Raw genomic sequence first — 24744 nt, forward strand, 5'->3', positions numbered from 1 at the left:
CAATATAAAATTTACTTATTTCATACATTTGAGTATATATTTCAGACAAGAGTCTTTAAACTCAAGACATTGTAGTTAAAAAGATTATTGCTATGTATTTGCGTATTGTAGTTAATGCCCTTGTATTTATGTTTTGTAGTACGGTAAACGCAACTAGTCCACTTACCTTTATTGCCGAAGATTTACACCCTTATCATTTTCAAAACGAAAACGGTGAAGCAGACGGAGCCTCGGTAGATATAGCTAAAGCAGTATTAAGAGAAGCTAAGCTAAACGCGAAGTTTGAAATAATGCCTATGGCGCGTGCTTCCCATGAATTAAAAACCAACCCTAATACTATTATGCTCTCTTTTTTAAAAACCCCTGTTAGGCAAAATCAATTTAAATGGTTAGGTGCGATATACTTTACAGATGCGTACTTAGTTAGTTTAAAAGATCATAAAGATAATATTAGCCATTTAAATCACGCCAAATTTTACAAAGTAGCAACCATTCGCGGTTATACGAGCGCCAAATATTTAAAAGATATGGGTTTCGAAGAAGACAAAAATTTAATCTTAGTTAGTTATTATCAGCAGCTATGGCAAATGCTCTACAAAAAACGTATCGATTTTGTTGTAGTGAATACACTTACTTTAAATAATGAATTAAAAATGTCCGGGCTTGATCCTAGCTTAATAGCTAAACGAGTTCATTTAACTGATTTTCCTTCAACCCTCTATCTTGCTACTAATAACCAGTTTGATGAACAAACAGCCATCGCAATATCAAAAGGGCTAAAAACGCTAAAGGTAAATGGCAAGTACCAAGCTATTTTAAAAAAATGGCAACTCCCCCTCCCACCTACCATAAATTAAATGTAATAAAGCTGCCCTATACTCCTCACAAAGCTTGCTAACACTCACTTTGCCATGGCTATTATTAAAACTAAAAAAGGTATTAAACTCAGCTACCAAGATGAAGGCGATAAAACAGCACCAGCTATTATTTTAATTATGGGGCTTGGGGCGCAAATGATAGTTTGGCCAGACTCGCTCTATTATGGTTTAGTAAAAAAAGGCTTTAGAGCGATTAGATTTGATAACCGTGATGTCGGGTTATCTAGCCATTTAGATGATTACAAAAATCCTAGTTTATTTAAAACATGGTTAAGTAAGTACTTACCTATATGCTCAAATATTCCTTACCTGCTTGATGATATGGCTGATGATGTACTCGCCTTAATGGCTGCACTTAAAATAAAAAAAACGCATTTAGTTGGCGCATCAATGGGTGGGATGATTGCCCAAATTATTGCAGCAAAACATAAAAAGAAAGTACTTAGCTTAACCACAATAATGTCGAGTAGCTCTACTTTTAAGCCAACAATAAAAAGTTTAAAGGTATTTTTAAAAGTATCTAAACTGCAACCAAAAACACTAACGCGCAGTGCCGCTATAAACTACAACATTCAGTTAAACCAACTTATTGGTAGCCCAGCTTACCCACAAAGTGAAGAGTTATTAAAAGAGCATGCAATTAAAATAATTGACCGCTCATATAATCAAAATGGCTATAAACGCCAACTAATAGCCATAGCAGCCAGTAAAAACAGAGCCCAGTTAATAAAAAAATAAAAGCGCCTACGTTAATTATTCATGGTAATGCCGATATAGTTTTTCCATCTATTGAAGGTGAAAAAACGGCTAAACTCATTAAAAAATCGAAGTTAAAAATTATAGATGGTATGGGTCATAACTTTGTACCAGAGCTTACGCCTAAAATGACAAAGTGGATTGCTAAGCATATAAAAAAGTCTCAACGAAAGTATTTAGAAAAATTACGCAATAAAAAACACCAACTGGTTAACCAAAATAAACTTTAAAAATAAGGTTTAATTATAAAAAACACAAAATTGGTAAGTTTTAATTTTTAAATTGGTATGTTAGATTGAAGTTGAGCGATGTCTTTACCGCACAATTTTTACTTCATCACACAGAGACAATAATGATAAAAAATACATCCACATTTAAACTTACGGCTTTAGCCGTTATCACACCTCTACTTTTTACGGCTTGTTCAAGTACCCAAAGCACTAATCAGCAAAGCGATGCGCCGGTACCTGCAACAAAGTTTGATTTATCACACTGGAAAATAAATGTACCAGTTGATTTAAACAACGACGGTAAAATTGATGAAATAGATGTAGAAGAAATTCAGACTTACGCACACCCTGATTTTTTCTATCTTGATGATAAAGGCTACATGGTATTTACCTCGCCTAATAAAGCGCTTACAAGTGCTAACTCTACTAATACTCGTAGTGAACTTAGACAAATGATCCGTGGATCAAATACTAAAATTAAAACTAAACACTCTAAAAACAACTTTGCTTTAGCTGTACATCCGTTATCTGACCGATTTGGTTCTGTTGGTGGAAAAATGGAAGCAACGTTAAAAGTAGATCACGTTGCGCTACGTGCAACTGATCCTGATAAAAAAGCGGCTTACTCTGTTGTTGTAGGACAAATTCACGCAGGTAAAGATCAGGCACTTATTGATACCAAGCTTGGTTATGGCTGGGGCAATGAGCCACTTAAAATATATTACAAAAAATGGCCAGGGCACAAAACAGGCTCAGTTTTTTGGAACTACGAACGTAACTTAGCTAAAACCAATCCTGACCGTACAGACATTACTTACCCAGTTTGGGGTAATACATGGGAAAACCCTAACGAGCCTGGCAGTGCCGGTATTGCACTAGGTGAAGAATTTAGCTACACGGTAAATGTGTATAAAAATGTTATGCACCTTACATTTAGCGCACAAGGCAAAGAAGACGTTAACTACTCTATTAACTTAGGTAATAACGTAGATGCTTATGGCAAAGTGGACGAAAAAGATCACCCACATGGCTACGCCGCAGATTGGCATTACTTTAAAGCCGGTGCTTATAACCAATGTAGTACTAAAAGCGCGAAAGGTATTTGGTACCCAGGTTGTTTAGGTACTGGCGATTGGTCTACAGATAAACAAAATGGCGATTACGCTCAAGTAAGCTTTAGTAAACTAGCGTTAAGCCCAGCGACACCGCCAATAAAATAACTAGGCTATTACAGCCTCAGATAAGTAATTTTTTAGTGATGTAAACAGTGGCGTTGGTAGATTATTAATATCGCACCAGCGCCACTTTAAACATTTATTAGGCTCTTTAAGCTCAGGCTCTCCGCCTTCAAAGTCAGCTTTTACATACAGCGTAATATAGTGCTTGTTCTCTGCTGTAAAAATATCATTGGTAAAATCAAGCTTAGTAATTTTACTTACCTTTAAACCTGTTTCTTCAAACACTTCTCGTATTGCACATTGCTCAACACTTTCACCAAACTCTAAATGCCCACCAGGTGTTGCCCATGTATTAGCACCATGCGCGCCAATGCGCTCACCTAGTAAAATTGTGTTTTGATGCTTTATGATAACCGCAACCCCTACTCTTACTACGTTACTCATATCGTGTTTTCTCCTATTTTTACTGCCCGCCATGCTGAACCACACGCTTTGTATTGTCAATTTTGTATTTTTAAAACCAGTGTGTTGATTAACTTTTAACCGACCAAGGTCGAATAGCTTGCTTGCTAAAAAAAGCCTACATTTTGTAAGGTCTCTCACACACAAATTTAGCTTTAGGAGCCTTACATGTCAGGCGAATATAAACAGCAATATAATGGCTTTAAACAAAACCCAGCCCAATTTTGGCTCGAACAAAGTAAAAATATTCCATGGTATAAAACCCCCACAAAAGCATACACACAAGACGACGACGGGCTTTATCATTGGTTTAGCGACGGGCAATTAAACACCAGTTTTTTAGCGCTAGACCAACACGTTATTGCCGGATTTGGTAAGCAAACCGCACTGATTTACGACTCTCCAGTCACTAACACAAAGCAAACTTATAACTACTCACAACTACAACAAGAAGTTGCTAAATTTGCAGGCGTAATGCAATCGTTAGGTGTTACAAAAGGCGATCGCGTTGTTATTTATATGCCCATGATCCCACAAGCTGTTATTGGTATGTTGGCGTGCGCTCGCCTTGGTGCTATTCATTCGGTGGTATTTGGTGGGTTTGCTGCACATGAATTAGCTGTACGCATTGATGATGCCAAGCCCAAACTTATACTTAGCGCCTCATGCGGTGTTGAAATAAACAGCATTATTGAATACAAACCACTTATTGATAACGCAATAGACTTAGCTACGCACAAAGTAGAACACTGCGTTATTTATCAGCGTCCACAAGTCAGGGCCACTCTTAAGCCTAAACGAGACATAGATTGGACTCAGGCAATGCAAACTGCTGCAAGCGCAGATCCGGTGCCTGTAAATGGAGATGATCCACTTTATATTTTATATACCTCAGGCACGACAGGCACACCCAAAGGCGTAGTGCGCGAAAATGGCGGTCACGCAGTGGCAATGCAATACAGCATGGAAACCGTTTATGGTATGAAGCCCGGCGACGTATTTTGGGCAGCGTCTGACATTGGCTGGGTAGTTGGGCACTCTTATATAGTTTACGCGCCGCTAATGTATCGCTGCGCGACCGTATTATATGAAGGTAAACCCGTTAAAACACCCGACGCCAGTGCATTTTGGCGCGTGGTTGAAGAATATAAAGTAAATGCATTATTTAGTGCCCCCACTGCCTTTAGAGCAATTAGAAAAGAAGACCCAAATGCCAATGGTTTTAATCAATACGATACCTCTAGCTTAAAACGTTTGTTTTTAGCCGGCGAGCGATTAGACCCTCCCACTTACGAATGGCTTAAAGAAAAAACCAAACTGCCAGTGCTTGATCATTGGTGGCAAACAGAAACCGGCTGGGCTATTGCTTGTAACCCTGTAGGGCTTGAGTACTTAGCAACAAAACCTGGCAGCTCTACCGTGCCTACTCCTGGTTTTGACGTGCGAATATTGGATATGGATGGCAATGAATGCGCAGCTAACGAGCAAGGCGCCGTGGTAATTAAACTGCCACTTCCACCGGGTTGCCTACCAACTATTTGGCAAGATACCCCGCGCTTTAAAGCAAGCTACCTAAATGAATACGAGGGTTATTATTTATCTGGCGATGGTGGTTATATTGATGAAGACGGCTACCTATTTATTATGGGCAGAACCGACGACGTTATAAATGTAGCAGGACATAGGCTTTCTACCGGCGAAATGGAAGAGATAGTAGCCGCGCACCCTGCTGTTGCCGAATGCGCTGTTTTTGGTGTAAACGATCCTCTAAAAGGGCAGCTTCCTATGGGAATGATCGTGCTTAAAAATGATTTTATGGGCTCAAGTACCGACGTAGAACAAGCGCTTGTTTTAAGTGTTCGTAATCAAATTGGCGCTATTGCGTGCCTTAAAAATATAGTTAGTGTAGATAGGTTACCTAAAACCCGCTCGGGTAAAATACTGCGTAAAAACCTGCGCCAACTGGTTGATGGCGAAGAGCTACAAATACCTTCAACCATAGATGATGCCTGTATCTTTGAAGAAATAAACCAACAACTAACACAAAGATAAACCCAACCAACCTATCTAAAGCCATTTTTATAATGGCTTTTTATTTATGCCTTATATTTGATCCTTTGACTTAAGTTTAGGTTTAGTTTTAAGTTTTAAGTTTTAATTTAACTAACAACTGAAATTTTTTACGGCCTTGCACTCTCTTCTTTTAAACGTGTTATTAATTAATTTAAAAAAGAATGGTGTATGCCCCGCTTGCTACAAAAACTATTAACTACAGCCCTATTATTTATGGGCTTTGCCACACAAGCCTATGAAATAGAAGACCTAGGCAATGGCTTACACCGCTTTATAGACGACAGACACCGCTCAGTATTTTTAATCACTTCTGAGGGCGCGATTGTTACCGACCCACTTAATAAAAAAGCCGCCACCTGGTTAAGCGAGCAAATTAAAACTCGCTTTAACGTACCGGTAAAATATGTAATCTATAGCCATAATCACAGCGATCATATTTACGGCGCCGAGGTTTTTAAAAGCCCGCACACCACGTTTGTAGCGCATAAACTCGCTGCGCAAGATATTAAAAACACACAAATGAAAGCAGTAACGCCCAGCCTTACTTTTGATGATGAGCTACTACTTACCCTTGGTGATTCCACAGTAAAACTTAACTACCATGGTCCAAACGATGGTCGTGGTTCGGTTAGTATATTATTCGAAAAGCAAAAAACGTTATTTGTGGTTGATTGGATTGTTATTGGCAGAATGCCGTGGCAAAAGCTGTGGAGTTACGATATTCAAGGCATGATTAACTCAACTCAAGCGGTACTCAAATATGACTTTGATACTTTTGTAGGTGGTCATGCCGATATTGGCAGCAAGGCTGATGTAGCGCGTTACTTAAGTTATTTAGAGCTTTTATATAGGCAAGTAACAGCAGGCGTTTTAGCCGGTAATACGCTTGACGAAATTAAACAAAATGTAAAGTTAGACCAATTTAGTGACTTTAAACAGTTTGATGCATGGTTACCGCTTAACATAGAAGGCGTGTACGAGCGTTTAATGGAAGAGTCGGGCATGGGCTGGCGCAGCGATCTATAAGCTTTAGTCTAATAATCATTGGTATTGCCGTATTTAACGCAATACCAATGTATTCATTAATTAAATAAGGTTATTACTGATCAAACCTTTTTAATCTATCCCAATCACTTTAATCAGTAACCTACATATAAACCGAGTAAGTAGTACTCCAAAAGCTCGCTAACGTTGCCAACATTTACTGCGTCTAGCTCATTTACACAAAACCACGCTTTGGAAATAACCATACTTTATAGGCTGGGTATATTTAGGTATTTTAAAAACTTCTTAGGTTTACCAAGCATTCATAGGGATTTTTAAAGGTACTTGGCTACCATCTTCATTCTCTAAAAGTAATTGTAAAATCTCTCCAGACTCCTTGCGCATTAATTCTTTTACTTCACTGGCAGGGCAGCCTGGAATTTTACAATTTTCTAAAGAAATTATTTTTTGCCCAGCAACAATCCCTGCTTTTTCAGCGGGTGAATTAGGTTCTACTTTTTGAATAATAAATGACATTACCGTCGGGCTAAAAAAACCATCAGTTCCAACGTTCCCTAAAACTCCAAGTTTAACCTTCTCTGCAGCCAAGGCATTGAAAGAAGTAATTGAGATTAAAATAATTATGAATTTGAACATATGAATTAACACTCCATGTAAGTCTATCGTTAATATTCTTTACTATTTATAGTTTTAACACATTACTATCACTAAGTTTTTTATATTCTCAGCGTTACATTAAATATTTTAGATCGCGGATTCAAATCTGAAGTGCATAACGTTTAGGCGGCTTTAGCCGCCAAATGATCTTGCATCAATTTTGCAGGCGTTTCAAATCCAAGTGTCTTTCTCGGACGATTATTAAGTTGCTCAAGTACTGGTATAACTTGCGCTGGTGTTACCGCCTTAAAATCTGTGCTCTTCGGCCAATACTGGCGTAGTAATCCATTCGTGTTTTCATTCAATCCGCGCTCCCATGAGTGATAAGGATGAGCAAAATAAACAGGAACACTTAATGCCTTTGTGATTTGCTCATGATAAGCGAACTCTTTTCCATTGTCAGCCGTGATGGTATGAAGCGCTGACCTATATGGTCTTAATAGTTCTATCGTCGCCGCAGTGACGGCTTGTGCTGTTTTGCCTGCCACCTGAGTTGATACAGTGAATTGGGTGACCCGCTCTACAATGGTAACAAGGGCGCCTCGATGACCTTTACCTATGACGGTATCTATTTCCCAATCTCCGATACGGCCTTTCTCATCAACTATTTGTGGACGTTCTTCAATGCTAACGCGATTTTTTATTTGCCCTCGGTTTGTCTTACCATGACTGCGCTTGTGATATTTCTTACCGTGTCGGCGCAGATGTAGGTATAACTCACCACCTGCTTTTTTATCTTCCCAGATATATAGATAAATGCATTCATGACTGACAGATTGTTTATTTTCCTTGCGCAACCATCCCGTTATTTGTTCAGGACTCCACTTCTCATTAAGCTTCTGGGTAATTAAAGCCATCATTTCAAGTGTCATCTTAAGTGGTTTTCTTGCACTTCTTCGGCGAGACAAAGCCCGCTCATGAGCTTGTTTGTATCTGTAACCTCGCTTGCCTGTATTTCTAGCAAGCTCTCTTGAAATCGTAGATTGCGATAAATTAGTTAGCTCAGCAATACTTTGTTGCGTAAAACCGCTTTTCTTTAGAACAGCGATCTGGCATCTTTGCTCATAGGTCAGTTGTTTGTAATGTCTCATTGTAAAATCTCTTGCCGGAGAAAAAGCAGTTAGCTTATGAGCAACTGACCACTTAATCTAGTCAAAACAAGTTATGCACTTACAATTTGAATCTAGGGATATAAAAAAACTCAAGGATTAAAAAAAGCGTATTAACTAAAATCGACCACCACTTTGACGTGGTTTAATGGATTCGACTACCCCAGTTAAGAGATAATCAACTTAACTGGAGATCGATAATGACAAAACGTAAAAAGTATTCCAAAGAATTTAAACTTGATGCTATCGCATTAGTTGTTGAGCAAAACTACTCACAAGCAGAAGCCTCTAGAAATTTAGGGGTAAATCCCAACATGCTTGGTCGCTGGATAAAAGAAGCTGAAAATGATAATGGGCATGCTTTTAGAGGGAACGGTAATTTAACCCCTGAGCAAGAAGAGATCAGAGAGCTAAAAGCGCAAGTGAAACGCCTAGAAATGGAGCGTGAAATATTAAAAAAAGCGACGGTCTTCTTTGCCAAAGAAACGAAGTGAAATATTCGTTCATAACCCAATACAAGAAGACCTGGCCTGTGGCGACAATGTGCCGAATACTGGGTGTAAAAAGTAACAATTACTATAGTTATCAAAAGCGATTCTCAACTAAATCAGAGGATCCAACACATCAAGAAATGATTGATTGTGTCAAGGACATAGCGCACTTCAGTGATAATACTTACGGTGAAAGGCGTATTCAGAAAGTCTTAAATGCACTCGGTTTTCCGGTGAGTCGTTACAAAACAGCACAGCTAATGAAAGAGGCAAATGTCTGGGTGCGTTATAAAAAGAGATACAAAGTGACAACGAATAGTGAGCATAATAAGCCTATTTATCCCAATGTACTTGAGCAAAACTTCAACGTTGAAGCAGCTGATCAAGCCTGGGTACAAGATATCACTTATGTTTGGACTGCAGAAGGTTGGTTGTATCTGGCGGTAGTGATTGATTTATATTCGCGCAAAGTCGTTGGTTGGAGCATGGGCTCACGAATGAAAGCGCAGCTTGTCTGTGACGCACTGACTATGGCGATGTGGCAACGCCAGCCCAAAACAGGGTTAATTATCCATTCAGATCAAGGGGTTCAATATGCAAGCCACCAATATCGTAAATTGCTCAAGTCAAATGACTTCATTGGTAGCATGAGTAAGAAAGGCTGTTGCTGGGATAATGCTGTTGCAGAAAGCTTCTTCGGTAGTTTGAAGCAAGAGCGCGTGCATTGGAAAAACTACCCAACGCGTTATGAGGCTCAACAGGATGTAATGAATTACATCTGTATGTGGTACAACAGTCGTCGCTTACATTCGTACTTAAATTATCAAAGCCCAAATGACTTTGAAGAACGAATCGAAACATTAGATATGGTTTCTTAACTAGGGTGACTGAATTTAGTTGACCACGTCACTTCATAACACCCAGGCATATCGTTTACTTCGTATACCCAACCGTGTCGTTTTATTATTTTTTCGCTTAACTCCAGCCCTAAACCGTAGCCAACATTAGCGGGCTTATTTGTGTTATTAGTCGCGTGCCGTATTAGTTTATGCGCTGTATTTACTATAGAGATCTCGCTGCGCAATATACCATTACCTTGATAGCTTGACTGGCTGCTTCATGCAGCAAGCGTACAACTAAGCGCAAGTAACAAACTGGTTGAGTGCTTTTTAAAATAAACCATTAATTATGCTTAATTCATACCATTACGAGCAGTTTATTAGGGCGAGAGTTAAAGATGGGTTAAATGGGCACACTTTATGAGAGTAAATACAAAAATTATTGTTACGCCATATTTAGCTATTTCTAGATTTTCCCTAAATACCATCTCAACAGGTGTTTTTAAGATTGTAACTACGTTACTGCGTTTTCATGATTCCTTACTACATCACTTCTACTTTATACCTCCCATATTTATGTTTGAGTACGTCCTCAGCCTCAGAAAAACATACAACACAGGTATTTTCTACTCTTAAGCGTAGCTTCTCTGCCCCCTTTGTGAGCACCTCTTTTTAATTTCAAAAAATATAAACTATAGCCATTATTTATCGTCGGATATAAAAACGCCCATGTTAGTTAAACTATGGGCATTGCTTGAAATACATTTTAAGCGTGGGGTTACAAACCAAACACAACCTTTTCACTTTTCAGCATTCGGCTGCTTAAAAAGCTAAACACGCTAAATAATATTAATGTAATCAAGGTAGAAAGTACTAATTGTGGTACTGGCAATGGGTTACCTTTGATAAACTCAATAAGTGCATATTGCTGAGCCGCAATAGGAACCCACTGTATAATATCGGTGGCAATGTCATAGGTAGTTATCATACTTAGCGACATAGGAATAAATAACACCATAGTTACATATGACTGTGCCTCTTTGAACGACTTTGCCATAAACGAAACAAATACCTGCAAGCTTGCCGACATTAATGCAATAGGTAAGCATACTGCAAAACAAAATAGCATAAATGCTGGGGTAATAGTGATACTAAAGCCGAGCTGTTGCCAAGGTACTAAGCCGTATGTAATTTTAGATACAATTAAAATGATTACGAGTCCTAGCATCGAAAAGCTGGCAATAGCGGCCGATTTAGCAAGTACAATTTGTAAGCTACTCAACGGATGGCTTAATAATAACGACAGCGAATTACGTTCGCGTTCACCGGCGCTAGTATCTATAGCTAGGTTCATCGCGGCGTAAAATACCGTTAAAATTATAGACAACGTAGCAATGCCTAAAAACATACCGCCTTTAGAGTCTGGAGTCGCCTCATCATACGTCTCTACCGCTAAGGTACGCATAATGCTTGGATCAATACCACGCGATATTAAACGTAAACTAGCCACTTCAGCGTTATAACTTGCCAGAGCTTTTTCAATACGATTTATATGCTTACCAAGTTTATCATTTGATTTATCTGCAATTAATGTAACTGTTGCAGGGCGACCTTCACGCATATTTTTTTGATAGTCATCACTAATATTTAATGTAATAGACTTGAGTAGTTCGTCATTTTTATCGTTTGTACTCTGTATTTCATTGGCATTTAAATGCGCAACTAAACTAGGGGCTTGCTCCGCATTTACTATGGTGATTTTGAGCCCTTCGGGCGATGTAAGCTGTTGCAGTAATACACTTAATAGTAAACACATTGCAATGGGAGTACCTATTGCGTAATACAAGCCCGCCATCACTGAACGTTTGTCTCGGCTGGCATCAATGATTTCTTTTTTATAGAGTACTTTTAATAAATTAATCATGCTGCTATTCCTTCATCGCTACCAATTAGCTCAATAAATGCTTCTTCTAGCGTGGCTTTTCCTGCTTTTTCACACAGTTCATCTACCGAACCTTGCGCTATTACTTGGCCGTTAGCCATGATCACTACGTGGTCACATAATGCGGCAACTTCTTGCATCACATGCGATGAAAAAAGCACGCAATGTCCTTGTTCCTTTAGCTGTATAAGTAGATCTCTTAAAATACGTGTGCTCATTACATCTAAGCCGCGTGTAGGTTCATCTAAAATAACGTTAGACGGATTATGTACCACAGCCTGTGCTAAAGCGGTTTTCATGCGTTGGCCTTGTGAAAAACCTTGGCAGCGGCGATCCGCAATATCGTCCATATTTAATTTTTTTATTACCTCACTGGTTGCTGCTTTCGCTTTTACAGACGAAAGCCCGCTTAATTGTGCAAAAAAGGTAATATATTCTCTAGGTGTTAATCGCTCATACAGGCCACACGGATCAGGAAATAATCCTAAATTTTTCTTAGCTTCCATAGGATTTTTTGCTACATCTATGCCGTCTATTTCGGTTTCACCGCTGTCGGCTTTTAATAACCCGAACACGGTACGTAAACAGGTTGTTTTGCCTGCACCATTAGGTCCAAGCAAACCTGTAATTTGGCCATTTTGCGCATCAAAGCTTAGGCCGTTAAGGGCGTTAACATCGCCAATTTTTTTAGTTAGATTAGTTACCTTAATCATACCTTTACTCCATACTTTGAATTGTTGAACTGGCTGCACCATTTATATTCATAAAAAACTGTTTATCGTTATTGTTATTGATACATTTTGTATCTATATCTTGCATATTTTGTTGATTAATAAACTGAGCAATTATTTTGGGCGCGCATGTTTGTGAGCCAATACCATGAGTTGCCGAAGGTGACACCAAATGAGTGGCATTTTTCATATTTACCATTGCCAAGTCAGCCCAACTTGCAGGGGTTGCTGGGTCTCGCCCACCAGAAAGTAATAGAGTAGGCACTTCCGTCGTCACGGGCTTATAAAAGCTCTTATTTACTGGGGTTACATCCCAAATTGGGCACATTACATCAAACCCTTCAATCATCATTTTTCCCATGTAGCTTTTATTATATTTTGAACGCTTTTGCTCATTAAGCTGCGGCCAATCTTCACCACATACAATGGCATTGTGCATGCCCATTGCGAGCTGTTCAGTTATATCAACGCCCGACATTAACCCAACCCATGGCGAAAAATTACCATTAGCGGCTTGGCTAATTGCCAAAGGCAAAATTGTTCGCATTGAGTGGCTATAAAGTGCCATACGTATTGCGCCAAAAAACTTAGTTTTAGTCACCACTAGCGTTATGTTTTTGTATGTACGCGGGTGTTTCACTGTTGTTTCAATTGGCTGGCTATCTAACTGCGTCATTAAGGTATTAAATTGATTTTTTAACTGTGGATACTGTGAATTACAAAGCGTATTACTTTCACAACGTGCAAATAAAGCCGCTAACGAATCATCAATAGCTGCGCCTATTGCAGCCAAGCTTTGCTGCATAGGTACAACCCCATCCAATGTACTCGTTAATACTGAATTTGGAAATTGGCGGGTATATTCTTGCGCAATACGTGTACCGTACGATACCCCGTACAAATGCAGCCCTTTATAACCTAAAGCTTTACGCACAGCTTCAAAGTCTTTTGCAGCAACAGGTGTTGAAAAGTGACTTAAATCAATATTCAGCTGCGCTTTACATTTTTGTGTTTCTTGAGCGCCCAGTAATGCGAGATCAGTCATTGAATCGTTAAATGCAAACTGTGTTTGCAGGTCATTACTTTCACATTGCAACTTATTTGAGTAGCCAGTGCCGCGTTGATCAACCAGTAAAATATCACGCGTTTCGCGGACAAATCGTAAATTACGATTAAAAATAGCAGCTAGCTCTATTGCGCCCTGCCCTGGGCCACCAGCAAAAGCAAGCGCTGCTTCATCAGGGTGGCTAGGTTTAATAGCTGGAATAATCGCAAAGTTAATGTCGATTTCGCCATCAGCGCTGCTATCTGAGAGAGGGCGCTTAATACTGCCACACATTAATCTATCGGCTAACCCTTCCATATAACATGGGGTTAAAGCTGTATGTATTTGATCATTACTTTGAGCAAATACACTACTGCCACTTCCCGCTAATATTGATAAAAGCGTTAGCTTAGTTAGTTTTTTACGTAAATTAAACATGGTTTCCATTACTTTTCCCTTGTTGCTTTTTACACTCAATATGATAACTTTAACTACAGTGTATCGGTGTATTAATGTATTAATACAGTAGAGAAAGAATAATGTTAGAATTTATTAATGTCAACCCTAATAGTGGCGATCCAATTTATAAACAATTGCATGAACAAATTGTGCGGTTGATTGTGGGCGGGCAATTATCGATAGGCGAGCAATTACCTTCAGTAAGAAAAATAGCTGAGCACTTTTCGGTTAACCCTATGACTGTGTCGCGTGCGATAAGTCAATTGGTTGAACAAGGTTGGTTAGAACGAAGGCGTGGGCAACCAACCTGTGTTGCGCAAAAATCACAGCAGCAAACACAACAACAAGATACGCTATTATTTAATGGTGCCGATCAACTTATTCAGCAAGCCAAACAACTCGATGTATCGCAAGCTGTTTTAATAGAATTAATTAAAAAGCGATGGAAATAACCCCTATGGAACAACCACTCCTTAGCTACAAAAATGTATATAAAACAATTAACTCAAAAAATATTCTGAAAAATATTAATTTAGATGTGTATCCAGGTATGGTAATTGGCTTACTCGGTAAAAATGGCGCAGGTAAAACGACTTTACTACGCTGTGCACTTGGATTAGTAACTCCCGATATGGGTGATATTAGTGTTTTTTCAGAGCCAAGTTTACAAATTAATGCTGAAAACAAAGCTAAAATTGGCTATGTTGCTCAACAGTCATTTGGTTATGAGGGGTTTAAAATAGCCGATGCATTGGCACTACATCGTAGTTTTTACCCTAACTGGGATACCGAGCTTGAAACCAAATGGCTAGGTCGGTTTGAACTTTCAAGCACCGCTGCAATTAGCAACTTATCAATAGGTCAAAGACAAACACTTGCGTTAATTATGGCAATGGCATATCGCCCTAAATTACTTATTTTAGATGAACCAGTTGCAAGCCTAGACCCTATTGCCAGACGCGAGTTTATGAGCGATTTGTTCGATCTCGCACTCGATTCCGGTTCGGGGATTTTGTTTTCATCACATATCACTTCCGACATAGAGCGCGTTGCAAGCCATATTGCCCTTATAAAAGAAGGTGAACTGCTGTTATTTGATGAACAAGATGAGATTCGCGAAACTATCCGAAAAGTTAATTTTACCGATAACACCATTAACTTAACTGCTTACACTGTATTAGCTCAAAACAAAAATTCGGCCATTATTTATGGTTATAACAACGAAACAATTGATGGCGCATTGAGTATTAATCCGCTTTCTTTAGAGCAACTGTTTGTGGAGCTACATGCATGAGTTCGCCACAAAGCCGTAAGTGGTACCAAGGCTGGAGCAGTTTATGGTTAAAAGAAGCCGGTCCCGCTAGTTATTTTGTGCCATCAATATTTGCGACTATTTTTTCCCCCCTATTTATTGGTAGTGAACCTGTTATTCTTAATCTGCTCGCAATGTTTGCGATTATTTGCATGTACGCATCACTTGCTTTACAAAGTATTCGCTTACAAGCCACAGAGTGGCAGGCGCTAGTTGTTGATTATTGCCAACATGTAACGCAACAAGGCAAAGTGTTTATTGCAATAATAAATGGTTTTATGCTGATAAATGCAGCTATTGAGCAGAGTATTCATCTTTTATCTACTATCTTTGTAGCGAATACACTTGGTTTAGGGCTATGGCTTTTATGTAGAGTGAGCAGTCATTTATTTACCCTTGGATGTTACATAATATTCACCACAGGCATTATAAGTTGTGTGTTATTAGAAAAAACACCTGTTTTTTTAATCCCTATAGCTATTGTTACTTACTTAGTCCTATTAGTATTTAAAGATAAATTTGGCCAACCATATCACTTTAGCAGTCATGCCTTTGCTAATTATCGTCATGGTGTGCAATCGGGGTGGTCGCCTGTTCCTGTTGGTTTTTTATCAAGTTACTCTAAGTATTTAAATAAACAGCTCTTCCCTTTGAGTTACTTTGTAGGGCCTTCACTATCTCAATTTGCTATTTTGCTAGTAGGATTGAGTGCCAGCGCAATAATCATTAACTTTTTTTACGATATATCTAAGCACTCAATGTTTAGTTTAACAAATGTCTTGCTTGCGCTATTCACGCTTTGCCAATGGAGTCGATCACAAAGGACGCAGTCATGGGAATTGCTTTACACTCTCCCTATTTACAATAGCACTGCACAAGCAAAAAGCGCTTTTATCCAAAGTGCATTAAAATTTACCATTTACGTAGGAATATTTTGTTTTATTGTTACGTTGCCATTAATTGGACAACAACAATGGCAGTTTGTATATGCCACTAATTTTTCACTTACAGCATGCGCAGCTTTTTTAGCTAGTTTTATAATTGGTAACATTGTTAAAAACACCAGTATTATGGGTATACTTTTATGTTTTTCATATGGCGGCCACATGGCTTTAAGTACTTACATCATTCAAAGCGATAACGGCTTTACAGACCTTGTTTTGATAAGCTTATATGTATGTTCATTAGCATTATTAAATCGTTTCTCTGCAAAATATTTATAGCTTGAATTAAATAGGAATAAACCAAGTAGTGATAAAATTAGTGCTTATTTACATATCGTTATTATGCTGTAGCTTTTCAACAAGCGCGCTGGTGCTCGTTAAAAAAAACACCCTGTATTACAGTGGCCAAATTACTGAGGTTCAAAATAATAAAGCTTCTGAACTTTTAAAAAGCAATTCTTCGATAAACGCATTAACTATTACCAGCGGTGGCGGCAACATCGATTTTGGTATGGATTTAGCTGACTTGATCGCCGCTCATAAACTTAGCGTGAGCATAAAAGACTTTTGCTTTTCATCTTGTGCTAACTACATACTACTCGTAGGGCAACCAACAACCATTGAGAAAAATGCAATAGTTGGCTGGCATGGCGATGCCGCCTCTGCAAAATGGCTCGACAGTGATATAGACACTATGGTCAAAAATTTAGATGAACCAAAAAAAAGTAAAAAATGGCAAGTACTCCGTGCGCATTATGATCAGGTTATAGCCAAAGCAAGTAAGCGAGAACGAGCAATGTATAAACACTTTAATGTAAATCATGACCTACTTACTGTGGGTCTAGAGCCAAGTTTACGCAAAGCAGCAATAAAAAAACATGCGCGAGGCTGGACATACTCACCCAAGGCACTTGCGTCTTTAGGTGTTAAAAATATAATTTTCAATCAGTGGCAACCTCGTTCCGTTAAGCACTTCCCTTTATTAATAATAAAAGACGTTAATTAAAGCTTAATCTATTGTTTGCTAAGGAATAACCATTCAGCCTTAGCAAACTACCATTCTATTTTTTAGTTTATTTAAACCCCTTAAACTTTATTTCATCCAATAAATCACTTTAATTTATCATATAAATTACTTTTTCCATATGAAATGCAATTGATATGCGTTATCATTTGCAACATCATTAACCTTTATTGTTCAATAATCATGAATAAGCTAATTCAACTCACACCTATATTATGCACTTTAATTTTAACTGGTTGCGGTGGTGGCTCTAGTAATAAAGCACCTTTATTTAATGAGCCAAACCTAAGCTTCACTTTAAACGAAGACACCTCTTTTACTGCTCAAGTAACAGCCACCGACGATGACGTCCTAAGCTATACACTTGCTAACGCGCCAAGTAATGGCATCATAGCAGTAGAGGCTAACGGTGAGTTTACTTACACACCTAATGCCGACTTCTTTGGTAGCGATAGTGCTTCAATTTCTGCCAGTGATAGCTCTCTTAGCACAAATGTAACGGTTAACTTTACGGTTGAAAATGTTAATGACGCGCCTGTATTACAAACAACGAACGTGTTTGTTACCTCTTCATCAACAACAGAGGGCTCAATTAATGTTACTGATGCCGATGGGGATGAAATAACCATTACCTTGGTAACCTCTCCTGAGAGCGGTGAAATTACAATAAACGAAAGTACTGGAGAATTTACCTTTGAAGCGCAAACATTAAGCTCAGTTAACGAAGTATTCGAAATTAACTATACCGATGGTGTTATTGATGAACCAATTACCGCCAGCATTACACTTAGCCCATCGTATGTGACGAATGAAGACAAGCGTAATTTTTATTACAGCTCTAGTAAGTCACACTTAAAACAAGCCGATATTATTAACGAAAGTATAAACGATGAAATTTCACGTTATACCGTATATCAAGTGCAAGCTGCTGCTTATGCGCGTGCTGGGTTTTTAGATACCGCCGAAGACTATTTATTACTCATTAACGAGCAAACAGCACTAGCTAGTGGCCTACAAGATGTAGCCGTTGCTTTAGATAGTATTCGTAATGTGGAATTAGGGAATAACTACCGCACCCGCTCTTTAGCTGCTTACAACCAGTACTTAGCTGAAAAGGGCTTTGAAAATATAAACAGTAGTGATGCGTCTTGGTTACTTGGTTTAGTAAATGATTATATGGATGTAGGGCAAACTGAAGAAGCAGAAACCCTGCTAAATACCATTAACAGCTACGCAGAGATTGTACGTGAAGAAGAGTACACAAAAACATATGGTTATTTTCAAACAGCGTTTAAAAATGCAGCCGAAGGTGCATTAGACGTATATGCTGCCAACCCAACTGATGCCAATCAGCTTACAGCACAAACATTCGCTGCTGCACTGGTAAATATTTCGAGTAACACAGGTTACGAAATTCAAAAAAGCGGTGAATTTAAAGGTAAAAAAACACAAAGGCTAAAAGCGCTTTATACCGCATGGGCGGCAGAGGTTTTATTTCGCGCAAACTCGCTTGAACTAGCTCGAGAATACGTAAACTTAGCGCTGTCGTTTTATGGTGTAACGGGCATAGATAGCAACTATGACTTTGCTGCTTCAGAATACACTGAGGCCAATTTAGGTACTTATACCTATCCACTACAAACTCTAGCCGGATTACTAGAAGGCCTTTATGACCTCGAAGAAAACCCTGCGTTTGCATTACTTTCATCTGATTTTGATATCAGTGGTGCTAAACAAATTATGTATAGTTTTACTATAGCCAAAAGCATTATAGCAGGCACTTCAGTGGCCGATGCCGCTGCTGACGGCTTTGCCTATTTTACCGAAGAAGGTGATTATAACGAGTTTTTCAGAAGCTTGACCGAAACAAACAACAACGCAGGCACAGCGCAAATTTTATATCAGTACGGTTATACCGAACAAGCGAAAGACGTATTAACGTATGCGGGTGAGTTTATTTCATCTGACGAGTACATAAGTGCAGAGTCATCTACTTCTTTCTTAGCTGGCTATAAAGGGTGTGGTTTACTAGTCACCATTAGTAGAGAAGTCGGCGCAGATACTGCTGCTGCCGCAAATCGCTGTTTAATCATGTTAAATAAACTAAATACAGGCACATTACGCACTTTAACCGACACTTCTGCAATTGTTGTTCACAGCAATGTAATGGTATCACTTGACCGCGCAGGCTTAACTGACGAAATCCCCGCAATAAATACGCAATTACTTAGTAAAATTAGTGTATTAGATGACATTGAAGACCGCTTTGAATATCGCTTAGAAACATTAGGTTATTTAGTAAACGCAGGGTTTACCGACTTAGCCTTAACTACATTTAATAGTGCAATAGTTGAAGTAAACGAAAATTTAAGCACGTTAACAAGTGACCAACTACTTGAGATACTCGAATCATTAAAAATTGAAGCAATACTACTTAGCCCATCAGCAACTGGCTTTTGGGAACGTTACAGCATGCTTTCTAGCATGGGCGCTAATGTAGGTAGTATTTCTGACTTTGCTAGCACCTACAGTAGTGTGAAAACACAAACCTCAGCACTTGTCTCCGGTATTGAAACGCTTATTTTAGCACAAGCCGATACTGTCATTATTGAAGCTATGGAAGATTTAGTCGAAGCACATACCTTATTGGGCGAATACGAGCAAGCTACAGCGCTTGTAACTAACGATGTAAACGGTGAAGCAGACCAACTTGACCTTTACACCACAATGGCTGAATTAATTGCAAGCAAAGATGACTTTAGAGATAACCGTGTTGCCAGTGTTGATACTGATAACGACGGGCTTCCAAACTTCTTCTTAGCAAATGTAACTGATGAAGATATTGCCTCTTCGGGTTTAACAGCCGATGAAGATGCTGACAACGATGGTATTGCTGATAGCGAAGACAGCACTCCAATTGGCAACTAAATAAGAGAAAACAATGCAGACACGTTATATTTATGCGTGTCTGTTTTTGCTTGCCCATAATGCATATGGTGCGACCGAGCAAAAACAGACTCCTCCCCCACCTGAAGATTGCAGCACACTCACTGACGAAAAAAAAAGTTTATGTGAAGCTATCGAACACATTGAAGTCAAAGGCCAATTTATAGGGATAGAAGTTCCTGAAGTTATTGGTCGTTCGTATTTAGACCGCAGTTTTATTGATGCAACAGCCAAAGGGAATGGCGACATAAATGAGCTAATTGCACTTTTACCAAGCGTACAATTAAGCAATGAGGCATTCAGCATTGAAAGCTTAGCTGAGATAAGTGCGCCAGAAATATCCATCTCAGGTGCACAACCTTGGCAAACAGGTTTTTCACTTGATGGTATGAACTACAATAATCGTATTGATCCCGCCAGTAGTAGCCGCTTAACATCATCAAGTAATGATGTGTCAGGCGGTGTGCAAAGCATGAATGTAAACTCTGATGTAGTTGAGTCTATTACTGTTTATGACCATAACATCCCGGCTGAATTTGGTGGCTTTTCTGGCGGTGTTGTTGATACCAAAACAAAAGAAACGTTTGGCAAAGATAGTTTTAGCTTTACTGTACGCGGAAATCACAGTGATTGGGCTGATTATCATTATATTCAAGCGGACGATGAAACTAAGCAAAGCAGTACAGATGAAGCTGAATTAGAGGCTCCAGTATACGAAAAAATAAGCTATTCATTGAGCGGTAAAAAGCAACTTAATAAACGCCACGGTGTGATGTTTAGCTTAAATTACCTTAACAGTAATATAAGTGATTTATCGCTGGGGCAAACAAAAACCCAAAGCCGCCGTAACATTAACGCTATATTTAAATATGGTTATAAGAACGGCTGGGTTGATAACTTTACGGTAAGTATGATCTATTCTCCCTACGAGGTGAATGGTTTTATTACTGATGCACTCGATAGTGACTATCAGTTAGAAGGTGGCGCTTATGGTAGCGCAATACAATTAAAGCAAGATTTTAAATATGTAACATGGGCAAGTAATTTAAGCTTTAACATAAGCGATAGTAGCCGAGATGGCCCAGCGCATTTTTATAATTGGCTACAAACAAAAGGAAAAGACTGGGGACAATACGCTAACCAAGGCGATGCAGACGAACGCTTTTCACGCCAAGGTGGTTATGGCGCGTTGGATAACAGCCAATTCACCACCAATTGGAAAAATACATTTAATCTAGAAGCTTTTAAATTTTTAGGATCAACCCACTCAGTTGTGGCTGGTGCAGAAATTAAATATCAGCAAATAGAACGTGAGCGCTTTCAAGATGGCTATAACTACAGCTCACCTGTTATATGGTCTAGTGCTACTACACCACTTAATTGCAGTGGTTATTCGCTTGATTGTCAAGCACTCGAAACTCTCATCCCTATAGGAGAATTAGCTGAGCAACTAGGTGGGGAGATTGACTTTAACAACTCGGAGCACGTTACCGCTTACAGTAATAATATAACTACTACAGCGCAATTTTTTAATGGCCGAACAGTTAGCCCTGCTGAATACATAGATGTAAATTTAAATCGTAACGCACTCTACATTACCGACCACATCAAGTACGGTAAACTTGATGTAAATTTAGGCATGCGCTACAACTATGATGACTTTTTACAAAACCACGATGTAGCACCGCGAATTTCATTAGGGTACGACGTATTTGATAATCAAAAAACCATTATCAGTGCCGGCCTAAGTCGATATTACGACTCTGCAATTATCAGTTATAAAATTAAGGAACAACAACAGTTTTCTTATCTGCAATATAGACCTATCGAAAGTGGGAACTTACAAAACTGGTTAGATTCAAATTATACTGGCAGTTTTAAATATCGATTTAATGACGTGAATACCCCTTACGATGATGAGTTATCACTCGGTATCGCTCACGCCTTTGAGACAATTGGTAATATTTCTTTAAAATACATAAAGCGTAAAAAACATCAGCAGTTTTCTCGTACCACTTCAGACGAAACCGATATTGATGGCTACACTTATATAGATATTAGCAACCAGGGTTCAGGAAGTTCAGAGCGGATTTCACTCGCTTGGAGCGCACAATTTGGTGCCCATTCAGTATGGGCAAATACGTCGTATGCCGAGAACGAAATATCAAATGACAATTATAATGCAACCGTAGATAACACCCCACTTGATGAACTCGTTTACTATGTTAATGCGAAAGATGAAGGATCACTGGTCACATTAAGTCAGTTGTCTCAGATACGGACGAACTTTGGTGCACCTATCACGGCTGCATTAGGTTGGAACGTAGATTGGGTTGATTCATTTAGTACTGGATTAAACATTTCATATTCAGGGAGCTACGATACCGCAGTAAATACAGGAGGAAGTGAAAGCATTGATATAGAGGATGCCTGTGCTAGCTGCCCAGTTGTTTCCACTCTATTTGATGTTTACCAGGAACAGACTATACGTGCCAGGACAATGCTAAACCTAAGTTTAAAATACAAACATAAACTGACCAATAGCCAAAGCTTAGAGTTACGAGCTGATATTTCCAATCTATTAAATAAGAGAACGTATACAGTTGCAGAGGGCGCATCAGGTATTGAGCCAGGTCGAGTATTTTGGTTGGGGCTTAGCTACAAATATGACTGAATTTATTCGTATTCTAAGTATTGTACTTTCTTTAAATGCCCAACCACAGCAGCTTGATACTAAATCACTACGAAAAGTATATAGCGAAGAGCAGATAAACTGGCCTGCCATTCAAACCAGTGACGGACGTATAGTTGAGCCTCTCTCGCTATTGCCAATAGCCACTCCACCGGCAGAGCATGTTGCACTTGGCAATAAGCTTTTTCATGATCCACAGCTTTCGCGCGATAAAACCGTAAGCTGCGCGAGTTGTCATGAACGAGATAAGGGTTTTCATGATGGTCGTGCCACTGCTATAGGCATAAATGATCAAGTGGGCACTCGCAATACCCCTGCTATTTTTGGTATAGATCAGTGGCAAAGCTTTTTTTGGGATGGTCGCGCTAAAACAGCTGAGCAACAAGCACTTATGCCTATTAGCAATCCAATTGAAATGGACTTAGATCCACAAGAAGCCTTAATACGGGTCAATAAAGATAAAAGCTATACGGCATTTAATAAAAGTGCCTTTAATTCAGACACGCTTTCTATGGCACAAATGGCAGAAGCCCTCGTTGCATTTGAGCGAACACTCATTGCACCTAATACTCGCTTTAAATCATTTATTAATGAGGTTCAGAGTAATCCAAAAAAAGCGCTTAGACGTTTATCAGATAATGAATTAAACGGATTACATTTATTTAGAACTAAAGCAAAGTGTATGACTTGCCACAATGGCGCGCTATTAAGTGACAACCAATTTCATGGCACTGGCCTTCATTACTATGGCCGTAGTTTTGAAGATAAAGGCCGGTTTAATTTTACAAATAATCCAAGTGATATAGGGTTATTTAGAACCCCTTCTCTACTTGGTTTAACTGAAACATTTCCATGGATGCACAATGGACTTTTTGATGATCTACTAGGCATAGTAAATATGTATAACCATGGTGGAGTAAGACCTAAGCCTAGGAAAAACCAATTAAACGATCCACACTTTCCTAAGACGACGAAACTGTTAAAACCATTAAAACTCACCAAGCAAGAGCGTTTAGATCTTGTTGCATTTTTACGGATTTTATAAGTTTTGTAATTGCTCTATCAACCATTTATGAACTGGGCTGTTATTAGTACGTGGATGCCATGCTGCTATCACTTTAAAAGTAGGTGGAAGTGCCTCAACTTCTAGCAGTCTAACTTTACTATTTGGTAATAATCTTGAAGGGTAAAACGCGAGCATATCAGTAGTATGTAAAATGTCGGGCACCGCTGAAAAACTCGGTACCGACATAACAATATTACGTTTTAGCCCTTGGCTTTCAAACCATTGATCGTGCGATCCGCGTAAATTAGCGCGTGAAGGCGACACCACCAGCTGCGGGTGCGCTGCAATTTCCGGCAGTGTTAAGGGTTCATCTCCAAACTCATTTTTACAGCCTGTAATACACAAGTGCTGCTCTTCTAGCAAAGTGACATACGCTAAGTTATCAGGTATAAACTCTGGAAAGCTTATCAGTAAATCAAGCTCGCCTGCCGTTATAAGTTGATTAACGTTGTCAGACGCAAAGTCGCGCACTATCAGCTTTAAACCTGGCGCTTCACGGCGGGTAATATTAAATAATTGCGGCAATAAAGCCTGCGTGGCGTAGTCGGTTGCGCTTATGGTAAACACACCTTTATAAGATTGCGGGCTAAACTGCTCAGGCTCTAGTAACGACTCTAATTGCTTTAAAATATGGTTAACAGGCGCCTTTAGCCCTTGCGCTTTAGGAGTAGCAACCATGTTATTGCCTTGGCGAATAAACAAGCGATCGTCAAATAAATCTCGTAGCTTTCGTAGTTGCTCACTAATAGCTTGTTGCGTTAACCCCATTTTTTTGGCTACTTGTGAAAGGTTTTGCAGTTCTAATAAGCTACTGAGTACTCTTAACTGCTTTATATCAAGCCGACTAATACCATTCATAATTGTATGCTGTACAAAAAAGTGTTGTTTCAAATTGTATCTTTAAA

The 24744-nt window shown here is 39.0% G+C and carries 19 protein-coding genes and 1 pseudogene; 13 read left to right on the forward strand and 7 right to left on the reverse strand.

Annotated elements, in window-relative coordinates; all coding sequences use genetic code 11:
- Positions 1 to 92: 92 nt before the first annotated feature.
- The 3 genes and pseudogenes from D172_RS14655 (at position 93) to D172_RS14665 (ending at position 3084) form a co-directional block, all read left to right on the forward strand.
- Positions 93 to 857, forward strand: a complete 765-nt coding sequence (locus tag D172_RS14655; RefSeq protein WP_007378220.1) for a substrate-binding periplasmic protein — start codon at positions 93 to 95, stop codon at positions 855 to 857.
- 54 nt (positions 858 to 911) lie between these two features.
- Positions 912 to 1864, forward strand: a pseudogene (locus D172_RS14660) (alpha/beta fold hydrolase).
- Positions 1865 to 1986: 122 nt separating this feature from the next.
- Entirely contained in the window at positions 1987 to 3084 is a 1098-nt protein-coding gene (locus D172_RS14665; RefSeq protein ID WP_007378217.1) for a polysaccharide lyase family 7 protein, read from the forward strand.
- Here D172_RS14665 and D172_RS14670 read toward each other — a convergent pair whose 3' ends face one another.
- Positions 3085 to 3486, reverse strand: a complete 402-nt coding sequence (locus D172_RS14670; protein ID WP_007378216.1) for a nucleotide triphosphate diphosphatase NUDT15 — start codon at positions 3484 to 3486, stop codon at positions 3085 to 3087.
- Between the two features lie 186 nt (positions 3487 to 3672).
- Between D172_RS14670 and D172_RS14675 the strand changes: the two genes are divergently transcribed.
- Complete coding sequence (locus tag D172_RS14675; protein WP_007378215.1) at positions 3673 to 5556, forward strand: propionyl-CoA synthetase; 1884 nt, start codon at positions 3673 to 3675, stop codon at positions 5554 to 5556.
- 189 nt (positions 5557 to 5745) lie between these two features.
- Positions 5746 to 6603 (forward strand): MBL fold metallo-hydrolase, encoded by an 858-nt coding sequence (locus tag D172_RS14680; protein WP_033023799.1) that lies wholly within the window; start codon positions 5746 to 5748, stop codon positions 6601 to 6603.
- Between the two features lie 270 nt (positions 6604 to 6873).
- Here the strand turns inward: D172_RS14680 and D172_RS14685 are convergent, their stop codons facing one another.
- Positions 6874 to 7218 (reverse strand): PDZ domain-containing protein, encoded by a 345-nt coding sequence (locus D172_RS14685; RefSeq protein ID WP_033023798.1) that lies wholly within the window; start codon positions 7216 to 7218, stop codon positions 6874 to 6876.
- 143 nt (positions 7219 to 7361) lie between these two features.
- Positions 7362 to 8330 carry an IS30 family transposase gene (locus tag D172_RS14690; protein WP_007377509.1) on the reverse strand — a complete coding sequence of 323 codons (969 nt, stop codon included), beginning with the start codon at positions 8328 to 8330 and terminating at the stop codon, positions 7362 to 7364.
- A gap of 218 nt (positions 8331 to 8548) precedes the next feature.
- Here D172_RS14690 and D172_RS14700 point away from each other — a divergent pair.
- Positions 8549 to 9717 (forward strand): IS3 family transposase gene (locus D172_RS14700; protein WP_420713785.1). Its coding sequence is split into 2 segments (ribosomal slippage): positions 8549 to 8795 and positions 8795 to 9717, totalling 1170 coding nucleotides; the frame shifts between segments, so codons are not numbered across the junction.
- Between the two features lie 739 nt (positions 9718 to 10456).
- Here the strand turns inward: D172_RS14700 and D172_RS14710 are convergent.
- Genes D172_RS14710 through D172_RS14720 form a run of 3 tightly spaced genes read right to left on the reverse strand, consistent with a single transcriptional unit; the run spans position 10457 to position 13843 of the window.
- Complete coding sequence (locus D172_RS14710) at positions 10457 to 11602, reverse strand: ABC transporter permease (RefSeq protein ID WP_007376923.1); 1146 nt, start codon at positions 11600 to 11602, stop codon at positions 10457 to 10459.
- The gene (locus tag D172_RS14715; RefSeq protein WP_007376924.1) at positions 11599 to 12333 is read right to left on the reverse strand and encodes an ATP-binding cassette domain-containing protein; all 735 of its coding nucleotides are present in this window, start codon (positions 12331 to 12333) and stop codon (positions 11599 to 11601) included. Before D172_RS14715 ends, D172_RS14710 begins: the two co-directional genes overlap by 4 nt.
- Positions 12334 to 12337: 4 nt before the next feature.
- Positions 12338 to 13843, reverse strand: a complete 1506-nt coding sequence (locus D172_RS14720; RefSeq protein ID WP_007376925.1) for an alpha/beta fold hydrolase — start codon at positions 13841 to 13843, stop codon at positions 12338 to 12340.
- A 92-nt stretch (positions 13844 to 13935) separates the two neighbouring features.
- On the opposite strand from D172_RS14720, the gene D172_RS14725 reads away from it, so the two are divergent.
- From D172_RS14725 to D172_RS14760, 7 genes are all read left to right on the forward strand, one after another.
- The gene (locus D172_RS14725; protein WP_007376926.1) at positions 13936 to 14307 is read left to right on the forward strand and encodes a GntR family transcriptional regulator; all 372 of its coding nucleotides are present in this window, start codon (positions 13936 to 13938) and stop codon (positions 14305 to 14307) included.
- 5 nt (positions 14308 to 14312) lie between these two features.
- A complete protein-coding gene (locus D172_RS14730) occupies positions 14313 to 15149 on the forward strand; it encodes an ABC transporter ATP-binding protein (protein ID WP_007376927.1) in 837 nt (278 codons plus the stop codon).
- Entirely contained in the window at positions 15146 to 16390 is a 1245-nt protein-coding gene (locus D172_RS14735; RefSeq protein WP_007376928.1) for a hypothetical protein, read from the forward strand. Before D172_RS14730 ends, D172_RS14735 begins: the two co-directional genes overlap by 4 nt.
- 28 nt (positions 16391 to 16418) lie before the next feature.
- Positions 16419 to 17117: a hypothetical protein gene (locus tag D172_RS14740; protein ID WP_232224820.1), complete on the forward strand. Its 699-nt coding sequence runs from the start codon at positions 16419 to 16421 to the stop codon at positions 17115 to 17117.
- A 201-nt stretch (positions 17118 to 17318) separates the two neighbouring features.
- Complete coding sequence (locus tag D172_RS14750; RefSeq protein ID WP_007376931.1) at positions 17319 to 20063, forward strand: Ig-like domain-containing protein; 2745 nt, start codon at positions 17319 to 17321, stop codon at positions 20061 to 20063.
- 13 nt (positions 20064 to 20076) lie between these two features.
- Complete coding sequence (locus D172_RS14755) at positions 20077 to 22755, forward strand: TonB-dependent receptor (RefSeq protein WP_007376932.1); 2679 nt, start codon at positions 20077 to 20079, stop codon at positions 22753 to 22755.
- Positions 22748 to 23818 carry a cytochrome-c peroxidase gene (locus D172_RS14760; RefSeq protein WP_007376933.1) on the forward strand — a complete coding sequence of 357 codons (1071 nt, stop codon included), beginning with the start codon at positions 22748 to 22750 and terminating at the stop codon, positions 23816 to 23818. The genes D172_RS14755 and D172_RS14760 overlap by 8 nt, the downstream gene beginning before the upstream one ends.
- Here D172_RS14760 and D172_RS14765 read toward each other — a convergent pair.
- Positions 23813 to 24730, reverse strand: a complete 918-nt coding sequence (locus D172_RS14765; protein WP_007376934.1) for a LysR family transcriptional regulator — start codon at positions 24728 to 24730, stop codon at positions 23813 to 23815. The two genes, D172_RS14760 and D172_RS14765, sit on opposite strands and share 6 nt — an antisense overlap.
- Between the last annotated feature and the right edge of the window lie 14 nt (positions 24731 to 24744).

The organism is Pseudoalteromonas sp. Bsw20308, assembly GCF_000310105.2.
Lineage (GTDB): Bacteria > Pseudomonadota > Gammaproteobacteria > Enterobacterales > Alteromonadaceae > Pseudoalteromonas > Pseudoalteromonas fuliginea.